Source organism: Niabella sp. CPT15-335-S11 (assembly GCF_058792415.1).
In genome coordinates this window covers 1065483-1080564 of record NZ_JBYTEI010000002.1, presented here as the reverse complement: position 1 = coordinate 1080564, position 15082 = coordinate 1065483, and the positions used below count along the sequence as shown (strand labels likewise).

General features: G+C 47.8%; 12 protein-coding genes. 8 read left to right on the top strand and 4 right to left on the bottom strand.

All coding sequences use genetic code 11. From position 1 onward, the window contains the following. Nucleotides 1-210 precede the first annotated feature (210 nt). Together recJ and AC3WS5_RS10885 are read right to left on the bottom strand one after the other, a co-directional pair. Complete coding sequence (gene recJ, locus AC3WS5_RS10890; protein ID WP_492467401.1) at nucleotides 211-1920, bottom strand: single-stranded-DNA-specific exonuclease RecJ; 1710 nt, start codon at nucleotides 1918-1920, stop codon at nucleotides 211-213. A gap of 186 nt (nucleotides 1921-2106) precedes the next feature. Then, nucleotides 2107-3069 (bottom strand): polyprenyl synthetase family protein, encoded by a 963-nt coding sequence (locus AC3WS5_RS10885; protein WP_492467400.1) that lies wholly within the window; start codon nucleotides 3067-3069, stop codon nucleotides 2107-2109. 191 nt (nucleotides 3070-3260) lie between these two features. Between AC3WS5_RS10885 and AC3WS5_RS10880 the strand changes: the two genes are divergently transcribed. Together AC3WS5_RS10880 and AC3WS5_RS10875 are read left to right on the top strand one after the other, a co-directional pair. Continuing rightward, nucleotides 3261-4859, top strand: coding sequence for an OmpA family protein (locus AC3WS5_RS10880; RefSeq protein WP_492467399.1), 1599 nt, complete (start codon nucleotides 3261-3263; stop codon nucleotides 4857-4859). Between the two features lie 161 nt (nucleotides 4860-5020). Then, nucleotides 5021-5239, top strand: a complete 219-nt coding sequence (locus AC3WS5_RS10875; protein WP_492467398.1) for a (4Fe-4S)-binding protein — start codon at nucleotides 5021-5023, stop codon at nucleotides 5237-5239. 148 nt (nucleotides 5240-5387) lie between these two features. On the opposite strand, the gene AC3WS5_RS10870 is transcribed toward AC3WS5_RS10875, so the two are convergent. Beyond that, nucleotides 5388-7763, bottom strand: coding sequence for a M1 family metallopeptidase (locus tag AC3WS5_RS10870; protein ID WP_492467397.1), 2376 nt, complete (start codon nucleotides 7761-7763; stop codon nucleotides 5388-5390). Between the two features lie 9 nt (nucleotides 7764-7772). Beyond that, nucleotides 7773-8390 (bottom strand): HupE/UreJ family protein, encoded by a 618-nt coding sequence (locus AC3WS5_RS10865; RefSeq protein ID WP_492467452.1) that lies wholly within the window; start codon nucleotides 8388-8390, stop codon nucleotides 7773-7775. A 39-nt stretch (nucleotides 8391-8429) separates the two neighbouring features. Here AC3WS5_RS10865 and AC3WS5_RS10860 point away from each other — a divergent pair, with 39 nt between their 5' ends. The 6 genes from AC3WS5_RS10860 (at nucleotide 8430) to hypE (ending at nucleotide 15065) form a co-directional block, all read left to right on the top strand. Continuing rightward, entirely contained in the window at nucleotides 8430-8972 is a 543-nt protein-coding gene (locus AC3WS5_RS10860) for a DUF6702 family protein (RefSeq protein WP_492467396.1), read from the top strand. 171 nt (nucleotides 8973-9143) lie between these two features. Then, entirely contained in the window at nucleotides 9144-9950 is an 807-nt protein-coding gene (hypB, locus tag AC3WS5_RS10855) for a hydrogenase nickel incorporation protein HypB (protein WP_492467395.1), read from the top strand. Nucleotides 9951-10040: 90 nt separating this feature from the next. Further along, on the top strand, nucleotides 10041-12344 hold the full coding sequence (gene hypF, locus AC3WS5_RS10850; RefSeq protein ID WP_492467394.1) for a carbamoyltransferase HypF: 2304 nt from the start codon (nucleotides 10041-10043) through the stop codon (nucleotides 12342-12344). 11 nt (nucleotides 12345-12355) lie between these two features. Further along, a complete protein-coding gene (locus AC3WS5_RS10845; protein WP_492467393.1) occupies nucleotides 12356-12625 on the top strand; it encodes a HypC/HybG/HupF family hydrogenase formation chaperone in 270 nt (89 codons plus the stop codon). Between the two features lie 158 nt (nucleotides 12626-12783). After that, nucleotides 12784-13887: a hydrogenase formation protein HypD gene (gene hypD, locus AC3WS5_RS10840; protein ID WP_492467392.1), complete on the top strand. Its 1104-nt coding sequence runs from the start codon at nucleotides 12784-12786 to the stop codon at nucleotides 13885-13887. Nucleotides 13888-14027: 140 nt separating this feature from the next. After that, nucleotides 14028-15065: a hydrogenase expression/formation protein HypE gene (gene hypE, locus AC3WS5_RS10835; protein WP_492467391.1), complete on the top strand. Its 1038-nt coding sequence runs from the start codon at nucleotides 14028-14030 to the stop codon at nucleotides 15063-15065. Nucleotides 15066-15082 lie beyond the last annotated feature (17 nt).

Here is a 15082-nt window from a genome sequence, read left to right as displayed (position 1 = left end):
ATTAAATTTGTAACCGTGAAAATTGTATTCCCGCTGGTGTTTCAAGGTAAAATTTCCCTGAGAGCGTCCAGCGTCGGCTGAAAGTTGCGGCGACGGACAGGGTCCTTCAGAGTACACCGAACTTTTGCCGGATGGCCGGAAATTTCACAAAAAAATCGTATCTTTAGAAGTTATATTTTTGCATCCATTTTTCAGATTTCATCCTGGAATCTAAATAGGTGTTTGCACATTTCGCCGTACGTCCTCTACCCTGATCTGAAGGCTTTTCTGACCCTGCCATTCATTTTCATCGATCCTGAATACGATATCAAAAGGTTCTCTGCTTTCAATCAATGGGAACCGTTCGGCCAGGTTGAAACCAATCCCCGTAACGGTGGTATCACCCTGCCGGACCGAAAACCGGATATGTTTTTCTTTTACTATTTTACTGTGACCCGTATCCACAACGTTCCGGGCCACGAATACCGGCACCATATTACCCGGACCGAAAGGTTCCATCTGTCTCAGGATATTAAAAAACGGGAACGTAATCCATTTCAATTCCATTTCGGTATCTATAATGATTTCGGGCACCAGTTGTTCTTCGGTGATAGTTCGGGCGACCACCTCTTCAAATTTATCCCTGAACGCATCGACCTGATTTTTTTCCAGGGTGAGCCCGGCTGCCGCAAAATGTCCGCCGTATCCCAGCAGATGGTCTCTGCACGCGTGAATTGCTTCATACAGGTTAAATCCCGGAACGCTACGGGCACTCCCCGCTACATAATGCCCGCTTTGTGTAAGCACGACGGTCGGCCTATAATAATATTCAATAATTCGCGAGGCCACAATGCCCACCACGCCCTTGTGCCAGTGTGGCTGGTAAACCACGGTTGATTTCCGGTGCTGCCAGTCCTTGTTTTTCTGGATCATTTCCAGTGCTTCCACTGTAATACTACTATCCGCTTCTTTTCTTTCCGTGTTGTCATTGTGAAGTGCCTCGCCAAAGACCTTCGCTTCTTCAAAATCAGGCGCTATAAATAATTGAACCGCTTTGCGGGCATCATCCATGCGCCCGGCCGCATTGATCCGTGGCGCGATCAGGAAAACCAGGTTTTGAATATGCAGGGGGAGACTCGCCCCGCTCAGAAAGATCAGGGCCTTAATGCCCGGATTGGGGTCAGCATTTGCCTTGACGAGACCATGCAGCGCCAGGATCCGGTTTTCCCCCGTAAGCGGAACAATATCGGCTGCGATGGCCGTTGCTACGAGGTCCAGATATCTGAATGCCGTCTCTTCGGGAAGATCCATTTTCTCGCAAAGCGCCGAAATCAGTTTGAAACCCACGCCGCAGCCGCATAATTCCTTGTAAGGATAATGGCAATCTGGTTGCTTCGGATTCAGAATAGCTACTGCATCGGGCAGACTGGTATCCGGCAGATGATGGTCACAGACCACAAATTCCACACCCAGGGAGCGGGCGTACCCGATGAGTTCGATAGACTTGATCCCGCAATCCAGGGCTATCACCAGGGTGAACCCGTTCTTTTTGGCAAAGTCCACGCCGGCCCTGCTGATACCATATCCTTCGCGGTAGCGGTGCGGGATATAGAAGTCCACCTTTCGGTGATGTGCTTTGATAAACTGGTACATGCAGGCAACGGAGGTGGTTCCGTCCACGTCGTAATCACCATAAACCAGGATCTTCTCATTTCTGGAGAAGGCGAGCAGTACGCGTTGTACGGCTTTATCCATATCTTTCATCAGCCAGGGACTGTGAAGCTGGTCCAGCCCGGGTCTGAAGAAATCTTTGGCCTCGTCAAATGTTTCAATACCACGTTGAACCAGGATCCTGCAAAGGATCTGATTGATCCGTAAGGATTCCCTGAGAGCACTTTCTTTCTCTTCTGAAGTATCCAGTATTGTCCAACGTTTTTCCAAAGACCGTAATTTTTAGAATAAGAAAATCACTAACAACGCATTCCCCGCCGTTGCTATGGCAGATTTACATCACGCTGCGGCAGTTTGTTCATTTCTCCGGAAAGCGCGAAACAGAAACTGGTTTCCGCCGGCATCCTGAATGAGACCCCCCGGGACAGCAAAATACCCGATTGTTTAAGGTCCGGGTCAGTATTTTCTTTCCGTTACGTAATCAACAAGATCGGCAAGACCTTTCCGGTATTCATTGTCCGGGCACCTGGCAAGGATATCAAGGGCTTCCTTTTTAAAATCATACATTTTTTGTGTGGCAAACCGGATACCGCCGGTCTCGCGTACTACTTCCAACACCCAGTCCACCTTCTTCTTTTTGTTGTTGTTATTTTTTACAATATTAATGATTTTCCGCCGGGTTGCACTGTCAGTATTGTTCAGGGTATAGATCAGGGGTAATGTCATCTTCTTTTCTTTAATATCATTCCCCGTTGGTTTCCCAACGTCTTCGCTGGCATAATCGAACAGGTCGTCTTTGATCTGAAAAGCGATTCCTGCCTTTTCGCCAAACTGCCGCATGATCTCGGTATATTCATCGTTTTGAGAAGTGGACCATGCACCGGCGCTGCAGGTTGCCGCCAGCATGGAGGCTGTTTTGTTCCGGATGATCTCATAATAAATATCTTCCCGCAGGTTCAGGTTCCGGGCTTTTTCAAGCTGAAGCAGTTCACCTTCGGGCATTTGTCTGACAGCTTCCGAAAGGATATGCAGGATGCGGTAGTCCTGGTGTTCCAGGGAAAGAATCAGTCCCTTGGCGAGGAGGTAATCGCCTACAAGTACCGATGCCTTGTTTTTCCATAATGCATAGACGGAGAAAAAGCCCCTTCTTTCATGGGCATCATCCACCACGTCATCATGGACCAGTGTGGCGGTGTGGAGCAGTTCGACCAGGGAAGCGGCGCGGTAGGTGGTCTCGTTTGTAGGACCGAACATTTTTGCCGTCAGAAAAACAAACATCGGCCTGATTTGTTTGCCTTTCCGCTTAACGATATAGCGCATGATCCTGTCGAGGAGGGGAGTCTGGCTGCGCACAGCTTCATTGAAACGGGTCTCAAAACTGTCAATTTCTTCTTTAATTAGATGTGTGGGGAGGTTCATATAGGAAATGACGGCAAATTAAACCAAATTCTTCAAAAGAAAGCGGGTTACTAAATGATTTTTAGGTATTTAAAGTGACCTGAAAATAAAAGAAATTAGTGTTTTTTTTGGTTAAAAATTTGTTTTTTAACAAAATGGCTCTAAATTTGCTTGACTTTAAGAAAATCGTTTTTAAATCTTAATCCTTAGTTATGACAAGCAAAAAGTACATCTTATTGGCAGGTTTATCTTGCCTTTTTGCGTCAGCCGGGTTTGCACAACAAACCACAACCCATGGCACCAGAGCTATCTACGGAGTTGGGCATGACGTCACTGATTCTTCTCTTATCGCTAACAAGAGATTAGCCCAACAAAGCCAGTTTCTGGCTGGTACCTACGACTATCCCGCTAAACCGCGTGACATGTGGGAACTTGGTGTCAAGGGCGGTTCCTTCACTGTGATAGGTGATATGGCTGCAGATCCCCTGCGCTCCTGGGGCTTTGGCGCTCACATTCGTAAATCACTGGGACATGTAATGTCTCTTAGATTGGAGTATGTTTACGGTGTTGCAAGGGGTGAAGGCTACAGGCCTACTGATCAAGGGATAATTGCCGGAATTCCAAGGGAAGGATGGTATCCGAACCACAAAACACAGGCACAGGATCTGTCTTTACAGGCGCTGTTCAATCTCCACAACATCAGGTTCTATAAAGCTCAGACAGCTATGACGTTCTACGGCCTGGCTGGTGTAGGAGTAAATACCTGGAGAGCGTTCAGGAATACCACCGATCAACCAAGCACCGCATGGAATGGCAACAATAAGAGAGATGTCCTGAAATCCTACAGGGATGCACTGAAAGGACATGATTATAACCAGGCACTCGGAAATGCCGGTACGAGCGACAAATGGTCAAGCACCTTTGCTGGCTTCGTTAAACCTTCTTTAACTGCTGGTGTAGGTATTGCATTCAAACTCAGCGACAGGGTTAACCTGGCACTGGAAGATAGGGCAATTTTCGTTGGCAGCGATCTTGTAGACGGTATTCTTCCGAATACATACGGCAATCAGGCAAAAGACTGGTACAACTATGGTACAATTGGTCTGAATTTCAACCTGGGTAATAAAGCAAAAAGGGTTCAGCCACTGTACTGGGTAAATCCTTTGAACTATGCATACAGCGAGATTCGCAATCCTCGCCTGATGAATATTCCTCCTCCAGTATTGCCTGATTCTGATGGTGATGGCGTAACTGATCAGTTCGACCTTGAGCAAACTCCTGCCGGTTGTCCGGTTGATACACATGGTGTAAGCCTGGATACAGATGGCGATGGCGTTCCCGACTGCAAGGATAAAGAAAAAGTAACGCCGACTTACTGCCAGCCGGTTGATGCTGATGGCGTTGGTAAATGCCCATGCCCAGAAGGATGCGGCGCAGTTGCTTCTGAGTGTGCAACACTGTTAGGCCCGTTGCCGAGCGTATCTTTCGCACCTAATTCCAACACATTGTCTTCTGACGCAAAAGCTGTTTTGTCAACTGTTGCTTCAAAAATGAGGGCTAATCCTACTTGTAAAGTAGTCGTAGTTGGATACTGTGCAGCTACAAAGAGACAACAGCAATTAAGCTGGGATCACGTGAACAAGGTGATCACACACCTGAACGAACAGGAAGGTATCAGTCTTGACAGGTTTATCTTCAGCTCGGGCCAGGAAGGTGGCGATTGCAACTCAGTAGATCTGCGTGCAGCTGCTCCGGGTGAAGAAGGTCCAAACCAAGTGGCACCTCCACATCCGAACCTGCGTAAGAAATAAAATAATTTTTACGTTAATATTAGACCCTTCCCCTTCGTGGGAAGGGTTTTTTGCATTCAGGAGGAAGTTGTAATTTTAATACCTGTCTGAACACAATGGTGAAGACAGCCAGAAAGAATCTGCATTTTAGGCAGATTATTTTAACCCGAAAAACTTTGGAAATGGATAAAGAAAATATCAGAAAAGAATATTCAAATGGTGAAGTGACTATCGTTTGGCAGGCAGCCAAGTGCCAGCACTCGGGAAATTGTGTACGCAATTTACCCCAGGTATTCAAGCCACAGGAGCATCCCTGGATACAGCCCGAAAATGCGACTACTGAGGAGATCATCGCCACCGTCCGGAAATGTCCTTCGGGGGCGCTCACATTAAAACCGTAATTTTTCGAATAGCCCGGGATTATCGAGGCGCAGTTTTTGGCAAGAGGATTAGATATGCCGAATAATTAGCGCGTTGTTTTAAGCGTACAAAATAATTCGCATTCGCAGCACTGCCAGTTTATCACGCCTGTCGCACAGTTTTAGAACACTATTTCTTCATCGCGTTCTGCATCGGGTTTACGCCAACCGGCGCGGGGCTTCGCCTGCCAGGAGCTGCCATTTGCTGGGAATAGGCCCTGAACTTTGAAGGAGCGGGCATAGAACCCCAGACATTATTGGATTCATCGATGTCAGCGGTCTCGCGCAGCGGATCAAGTCTGATGGAAGCAATCTCTTTATTTTTTACAAAAAGCTTTTTGACCTTCTTCTCATTGTACCGCCAGATCTGTGCCGGTATCCGGTCGGTCTCCCGGCTTCCATCCCGGTAAGTCCATTCAATGATAATGGGCATTACCATGCCGCCTTTGTTGGAGAAACTTAATTCATAAAAATATTTGCCCTGCAGCATCTGTGCATCTGCTGGCGTGAGTTTCGCGAAATACTGAGGTTGTTCAGTGGTCAGAACCCTGCTGGTATCGAATTTTTCTAATCCTCTTGCATAGCGCCAGTAAAAATCTCTTGCAGCAGTGTCTACATCTGTATAAAATCTGATACGGCCATCTTCCCTGTTTCTGATCTTGGTGATATCCTCGAAATTATTTAGCAGCGGCGCCTCGATCCGGTAACTGATTTTCGCGGTTGGAGGAAGCGGACTATTGGGATCAGCTTTTGCATATTTCACTGTGTCAAGAGAAATATCAACGGGGTCAGTGCCGTAAAACCATCCACGCCAGAACCAATCCAGGTCCTCAGCGCTTGCATCTTCCATGGTCCTGAAGAAATCCGAAGGGGTTGGATGCCTGAAAGCCCAGCGGCGCGCATATTCCTTAAAGGCAAAATCGAACAGTTCGCGCCCCATAATGGTTTCCCGGAGGATATTCAGTCCGGTTGCAGGTTTGGCGTAAGCATTCGGTCCGAAATTGACAATGTTCTCGGAATTGGTCATGATGGGTTCAAGTTCATCCTTGGGCAACTTCATATAATCAGTAATTGCCCAGGCCGGTCCCCGCTTGCTGGGGAACTTATTATCCCACAATTCTTCTGTGAGAAATTGAACGAAGGTATTCAGTCCTTCATCCATCCAGGTCCACTGACGTTCATCACTGTTGATGATCATCGGAAAGAAATTATGGCCTACTTCGTGGATGATCACGCCGATCATACCGTTTTTAACGCCTTCACTGTAAGTGCCGTCGGGAAGTGTGCGGCCAAAGTTGAAACAGATCATGGGGTATTCCATGCCATTGGCGGCTTCCACACTTTGCGCCACAGGGTAAGGATACGGGGTGGAGAACTGCGAATAGGTCTTGATGGTATGTGCCACCACCCGTGTAGAAAATTTTCTGTAAAGTCCATAAGCTTCTTTTCCGTAAAAGCTCATACACATGATCTTCTTGCCCTGAACAAGCTGAGGCATGGCATCCCACACATATTTCCTGGACGAGGTCCATGCGAAATCCCTCACATTTTCTGCCTTGTAATGCCAGGTTTTGTTAGCGGTGCTCTTACTCTTTTCTGCTTTTTTGGCTTCAGCCAGCGTGACAATTTCAACGGGTTCTTTTGCGTTTTTCGCAAGATTATATCGCCCTAACTGCCCCGGGGTCAGCACCTGGTTATAATTCTGACATTCCCCTGTACTACCTACAATATGATCGGCCGGGACGGTCATCTTTACATCAAAATTCCCGAAAGTCAGGGCAAATTCTCCCCGACCGGTGAACTGATGATTCTGCCATCCCTGAAAATCGCTGTACACGCAAACCCTCGGATACCATTGTGTTATGGTGAATAAATAATTGCCGTCCTCCGGAAAAAATTCATAGCCTCCCCGGCCACCCATGCTCATACGGTCAGCAAACCTGTACGACCAATCAATATTTAACACAAATCGCTGCCCCGGTTTCAGCGCAGTGGGTAGATCCACGCGCATCATCGTCTTATTGATGGTGTATTGCAACTGTTTTCCCGCAGCATCAGCGATCTTACTGATCTTGCAGCCGAACCCATTGTCGGTCTTATTGTCTGACTCCATTCTTCCCAGATCCCGCGCAGTCATTGTTACCGGCATCATCGAGCTGGTCTGGTAATTGGCGTTCCGGAGATTACTGTGTTCGTTTTCGTCGAGCTGTAACCAGATATAGGTCAGTACATCGGGCGAATTATTGAAATAATCCAGGGTTTCTGAACCCTTCAGGGTCAGGTTTTTTTCGTCCAGCGTGCAATTTATCTTGTAATCGCAGCGCTGTTGCCAGTATTTCGGGCCCGGCGCACCGCTGGCTGTGCGAAATTCATTGGGTGTGGGCAGAATTGTGCCCAACTGCTCAAATTTGTTACCGTGATTGCTTCCGGGATTATTTTGAATATCCTGCGAGCTGCCGATGAGGCAGGTTGACAGCAATACGATACCGGCAAAAATCTTTTTCATTCTTTGAATTTAGAAAACGTATGGAAATCTGTTCCAGGCAATATTGACGGACAGCACCGCTACCATCAGCGAGACTACCACTGTGTAAGTTTTTTGAGGGACCCTCACCAGGTCGACGATCAGTTTGGTCATCAGTAATATGATCAGCACCACTAATACCTGACCTGCCTCTAATCCGGTGTTGAAGCCGAGAATACCCAGTGCGAGCGACTGGTCTCCGGCCAGCATGACCCGGATCGTTTCGGCAAATCCAAGCCCATGGATCAATCCAAAGAAAAGAGCCAGAAAATAATTGAGATTCATTCGATGATCTTTTTTATGGCCCGCCACGTTCCATACCGCGGTGCAGATGATGGTCAGCGGTATCAGGAACTCGACTGTACCCCTGTGAATGTGCAGGATGTTGAGCACACTCAGTACAAGCGTAGCTGAATGTCCGATGGTGAAAGCAGTGATCAGGATCAGTACCTTTTTCCATTCCCGGAAACTGTACATGACAGCCAGCGTCAGCACAAAAAGCTGATGATCAAAAGCATCTTTGCTGATGATATGTTTCCAGCCCTCCGTGAAATAAAAAAGAAAGTCGTTCATCTCTTCTTGGTGACTTCGTCTTGTCGTCGTTTTGATGAAGTAATGCCCTGAAATTAATTTCAGGTGTTAAAAATAATGCGTTTATTTGTTCAAATGGTCATATTATTCAATAAATGGTTCGTTTGGGTCACGCTGGCAGGTGTTCTTTCTATTTCCGGCAGGCCTGTTCCCGAAGCGCATCCCTATCATGTGAGTGCAACGGAGATTGAATATATTGCCGGGGAGAAAAAAGTGGAAATCAGCAGCCGGATCTTCACGGATGATTTTGAGGCGGTACTTTCAAAATTATATAAGGCCCGGATTGATTTCAGCAACGCCGCATTGAAAAAGGAGATGAGTGAATGGGTGAAAAAATATATCTCCACGCACTTGATTGTTCGTTCGGCGGGCAAGGGTGTGCCCCTCACGCTGTTCGGCTGGGAACAGGATCATGAAGCGATTAATGTCTATACGACAGCCGTCTTCGACAGGTTTGATACAAAGAATATTACGGTTGAAAACACCATACTCTATGATCAGTTCGATGATCAGATGAATATTATCCATTTCATCGTGGACGGGAAACGGAAAAGCACGAAGCTTAATTACCCCGACCGGAAGGCGGTTTTCAGCTTTTAGCGGGTCTTGCCTCCTAGTCTGTTATCCCGCTTTTGAATCGCTGCCTTTTTCCTGACAAATGAGTGGGTAAAACCTGACCAAAGTCAGTTCCCGCCCGCTGCTTAACCTTCAGAATCTTCGTAACTTTATCTCTTGAGACTTTCAGATTATTTCACATTAAACTGACAAGATATGTGTGCAACCTGCGGGTGCGGAGATAGTGGGAACGACCATCAACACGAACACGGGGATCATCATCATGATCACGGGGATCACCACCACGATCATGCGCATCAACATACTCATGAACATACCCACGATGGTGAAACCCATAGCCACACGCCCACAGTGGTGGATATGGAGCGGGATATTCTGCACCACAACGACTTACTGGCCGAGCGAAATCGTGGCTATTTTGACGCAAAAAACATGCTTGCGCTCAACCTGGTGAGTTCACCGGGATCAGGGAAGACCACGCTGCTTGAAAAAACTCTGCAAGCTTTGGAAGGGGACCAGAAATGTTTTGTGATTGAAGGAGATCAGCAGACGTCCAACGATGCGGACAGGATACAAGCCACCGGTACCGCCGTAAAGCAAATCAATACCGGGAAGGGTTGCCACCTGGATGCCCATATGGTACTGCACGCGGTGCAGGAGCTGAAGCCGGAGGAGAATTCCATCCTGTTTATTGAGAATGTCGGCAACCTGGTTTGCCCGGCGATGTTTGACCTTGGCGAAAGCGAGCGAGTGGTGGTGATGAGTGTAACGGAAGGAGAGGACAAGCCACTGAAATACCCGGACATGTTTTACAGCTCTAGCTTGTGTATTATTAATAAGATCGACCTGCTGCCCTACGTGCCTTTTGACCTGGCAAAGGCCAAAGAATATGCCCTGCGTGTGAACCCCAGACTTGAGATCCTGGAACTAAGCTGTACCAGCGGTGAAGGCATGGAGACCTGGATCGCATGGCTGAAGTCAAAACTGCCTGTTGTCGTATGATATAAGACAATATTTAAATGCATGCTCAGGCCGGGGCAGATGGTTTTTAAAGTGTGGAGATAGTGCTGGAAAGTTATTTTGGTCCTGGCCATGTACACCTATCATGTTCATATAACCGGAATTGTGCAGGGGGTCGGATTTCGTCCCCTGGTCAGTAGGTTAGCCGAGAAATATCAGCTAAACGGCCGGGTTTGCAATGATACGGATGGTGTGCATATTGTGCTAAATGCTGATCCCACACAAGCAGAGAAATTCCTGGATGAGATTATTGCAGATCCCCCCCGGAATGCGCTGATCCGCGAATATGAAATGCGGCAGGTGGCTGACCAGACTTTTAAAGATTTCAGCATTGACATTTCCAGGCATGTAACGCAGCCCGATCTCTTGCTGACGCCCGATCTGGCGATATGCGGGGATTGTACCAGCGAAATTGAGCAACAGACAAACAGACGGTTTCAGTATCCTTTCACGACCTGCCTGCAATGCGGCCCCAGGTACTCTATCATGACGGAGCTGCCTTACGACCGTGAGCGAACGACCATGGCGCCGTATGAAATGTGTGAGAGCTGTAAACGCGAGTATGAGGATATTCATGATCGGCGGCATTATAGCCAGACCAACTCCTGCCACCATTGCGGGATCCCGATGTACCTGTACGATGGGGCTGGTAGAGAAATCCCGGGCGACTATGCGGAACAAATTACGATCGTATTGAATGCGATCAGGCAAGGGAAGATCGTAGCCGTGAAGGGAATTGGGGGGTACCTGTTAATGTGCGACGCTCATAACGGTGAAGCGGTTGGACTACTGCGTCGGCGGAAACGGCGGCCTGCTAAGCCTTTCGCAGTGATGTATGACAGCGTGGAAGCAGCAGAAATGGATGTTTGGATCACCGGAACTGAAAAGGAGGCCTTGCTCAGCCGGGAAGCGCCCATCGTGCTTTGTAAACTGAAGAAGGAAGAGAGTTCCGGACTTCAAACCGGGTTGATCGCCAATGGACTGGACAAGCTGGGCGTGTTTCTGCCTTATACTCCATTGCTGAAAATGATCACCAATGCGTTACAAAATCCTTTAATTGCTACCAGTGGTAACCTCAACGGGAGTCCCATTGTGTTCCGGGATGATGAAGCCCTGGATCGGTTGAATCTTTTCGCCGATCTGATTTTGACATTCGATCGCGATATTGTAATACCCCAGGACGATAGTGTGATTCAGTTTACACCGTGCAATCAAAAGATCATTTTACGGAGGTCTCGTGGAATGGCTCCTAATTTCTTTCCAAATCCATTTAAGGGCCAGGATTCGATGCTGGCGATGGGTGCAGAAATGAAAGGGGCCTTTGCCGTACTTGAAAAAAATAATTTATTTATCAGTCAGTTTCTTGGCCGGCTGGACTCTTTTGAATCACAGCAAAGTTTTATGGCTACGCTGGAACATCTGACCGCTTTGCTCAGATTTAAACCGGCGGAAATCCTGGTGGACAAACATCCGGGGTATTTCGCAACGCAGTATGGAAAACAACTGGCAACAAAGATGGGAGTTCCGATCATGGGGGTACAGCACCACGTGGCGCATGCCTGCGCGGTATTGGGTGAAAACGATCTGGAGCATGACAACGAAAAGGTCCTTTGCCTGGCCTGGGACGGAACGGGTTATGGGGATGATGGGCAGATCTGGGGGAGTGAGTTTTTCCTGTTTGAAGACGGCAAAATGGAACGAGTAAGTCACCTGAAGTATTTTCCCCAGATACTTGGCGATAAAATGAGCCGGGAACCGCGACTGTCGGCGTTGTCACTGTTGGATGGCGATACTTCGCGTGTGGAAACTCATTTTGAAAAAAAGCAACTGGATTATTATTCCCTTCTGATGAAAAAGAGCGGGATACTGCAGACATCCAGTATGGGTCGATTCCTGGACGGAATTGCGTCGCTGCTTGGATTGATGCAGGTAAATACATTCGAAGGAGAGGCAGCCATGAAACTTGAAGTGGCAGCCCGAGGATATCGTGGTGAAATAGCCGGAGGTTATCCCGTTGAATTTGGAGGTACAGTAATCGACTGGCGACCGGTTATTGCTGAAGTGCTGGATGATATCAGCGAGGGCGCTGACACCGGCCGGATAGCGGCTAGCGTATTTGAAACCCTGGTCAACTGGATCGAAGCGGTGGCCGCCCGGTTGCAAGTCCGGAAAATTGCCGTCAGTGGCGGAGTTTTCCAGAATGCTTTTTTGGTAGATTTGATGCAACAACGATTGGGCGGGCGATACGGTTTGTTTTATCACAGGCAGCTCAGTCCTAATGATGAATGCATCAGTTTCGGACAATTGGTTTACAGACAAATGATGCGGGGAGAGGGACAACCGCAACAGTCTAGGGAAATAGATTTTTTAAAATAAAAAAATATTGTATGTGTTTAGCTATACCCGGGAAGTTGGTTTCCATAACCAGCCAGCCTGATGAAACGTTCAGGAGCGGGAAAGTGTCGTTTGAAGGAATATTGAGGGAGGTCAACCTGAGCATGATTCCTGAAGCCAAGGAGGGCGATTACGTTCTGGTACATGTGGGGGTAGCCATCAGTGTAGTAGACGAAGAAGAAGCCATGAAAACTTTCGAGTACCTGAGACTGATCGGCGAAGTAGCGGATGAACTGAATAGCGGGGCTGCAAAAGACCTTTGATTCTTCGGCCACTGATCGGCATAGTTCATACTATTGGATTAAAAAAAATAATAAATGAACCGAAGTGTGAAAGGCTGTTCTTAGAACAGGCAATGTAAATGCTGAGTTCGACAAAATCTTAAACCGCCAAGGACGGGGAACACAAAAAAAGTAAGCGAATGAAATATCTGTCTGAATACAGGGATCCCGAATTGGTGAGGGAATACCTCGATAAGATCCACGCGGTGACAACCAAGCCTTGGACGCTTATGGAAGTCTGTGGCGGGCAAACGCACAGCCTGGTGAAAAATGGTATCCTGGACTTATTGCCCGGGCTGATCAATATCGTTCACGGGCCCGGCTGTCCGGTTTGCGTGACCAGTGTCTCGGTCATTGATGAAGCTATCTGGCTGGCGGAGCAACCCAATGTCATCCTTTGTTCTTTTGGGGATATGCTACGGGTGCCGGGTTCGCAGAAAAGTCTGCTGGAGGTCAAAGCCTGCGGCGCTGATGTCAGGATACTTTATTCACCATTGGAAGCTGTGGAGCTTGCCAAAAAGAACCCCGACAAGGAAGTGGTCTTTTTTGCCGTTGGTTTTGAAACCACTGCTCCGGCAAACGCGTTGAGCGTGGTGCAGGCCGCCAGGCAACATGTGCTCAACTTTTCCATCCTGGCTTCACATGTGCTGGTGCCGCCTGCCATGGAAGCGATATTGCAGGATGAGGAAAACAGAATTAATGGATTTCTTGCAGCGGGGCATGTATGTACCATTATGGGTCTTGAGGAATATATACCCATTGCTGAAAAGTACCGGGTGCCCATTGTCGTGACGGGATTTGAGCCGGTAGATTTGTTGCAGGGTATTCTGATGGCCGTTCAGCAACTGGAGAACGGTGAGTGGCGGGTGGAGAATCAGTATGTCAGGTATGTCCAGCGGGAGGGAAATAAAATGGCTAAGAAGATGATGGAAGAAGTGTTTACGGTAGCGGGTAAACCGTGGCGGGGTATCGGATACATCCCCGATAGCGGATTTGAAGTGTCCGAGAAATACCGGTTATATAATGCCCGGACAAAGTTTGTGTTGGATGTCCAGGCGGTAAAAGAAGATGAGAGTTGTATAAGCGGAGCTATTATGAAAGGGTTGAAAAAGCCCTTTGACTGTCCCAATTTTGGTAAGAGCTGTACACCGGATCATCCCGTGGGTGCGCCGATGGTGAGCAGTGAGGGTTCCTGCGCGGCCTATTATCATTATTCAAATGCGGGGCGTGTTGTGGGGCAATAGTTCCGCATCATGTTTAAACACCTTCGGTGAGATTGTTTCGGTAAAAACAATTGTTGATATTTATCACTTAGTAGTGATATTATACATGCAAAGATTTAGCTTAAGAACTCGATTATTATTTATTATCAAAGATTTTTTTCATGCAATTATCCTGTCCATTACCAAAATTTGATTTTGATGTGATCACCATGGGGCATGGCAGTGGTGGTCTGCTTACACACCGGCTGTTGCAGAGCGGCGTATTTGATGTACTCCAGAATGATCTGCTGAACCAGCAGCACGATGGTGCTTTCTTTGAGTTGGGTGGCAGACTGGCGTTCAGTACGGACAGTTATGTGATCTCGCCAATATTCTTCAAAGGTGGTGATATCGGGGAACTGGCAGTTAACGGTACCGTCAATGACCTGGCGATGTGTGGTGCCATGGCCAAATATCTGTCGCTTTCCTTTATCCTGGAAGAAGGATTAAGAACGGATGACCTGGCGAGGATCTTGCAGAGCATCAGGAATGCCGCAGATCAGGCAGGGGTTACGATTGTCACTGGCGATACCAAAGTAGTGGAGCAGGGCAAGGGCGATGGGATATTTATCAACACTTCGGGAATCGGGCAGGTACATCAGCAGTCACAGATTCACCACAAAAATATTGAACCGGGCGATGCAATCCTGATCAGTGGAAGTCTCGCTAATCACGGCATTGCCATCATGAGTCAGCGTGAAGGTCTGGAGTTTGAAACCGATATCATGAGTGATACCCGCCCTCTGGTTCATATCATTAAGAAAATGCTGGATCAGTTTGGAAAGGATATAAAATTTCTCCGCGATCCGACCCGCGGCGGTCTTGCGTCTGTATTGAATGAAGTAGCGGAAATGACGGGACTGGGTATTGAAATTGAGCAGACGGCTATTCCGGTGCGTAATCAGGTTGAAGGCGCTTGTGAAATGCTGGGGCTGGATCCCTTGTATGTTGCCAATGAAGGCATTTTTGTTGCCGTTGTAAATAAAAATATTGCAGATGAGTGCCTTGCTTTGCTCCGGGATGCGGAAGCCGGCGCCGAAGCAGCTATTATAGGGCAAATTAACACCGCCACTCCCGGCCAGGTTTTACTGAAGAGCGCCATTGGCGGCAGGCGGGTGGTAAACTACCTGACCGGCGAACAGTTGCCAAGGATATGCTGAGGTAGGAGACGCTAAAT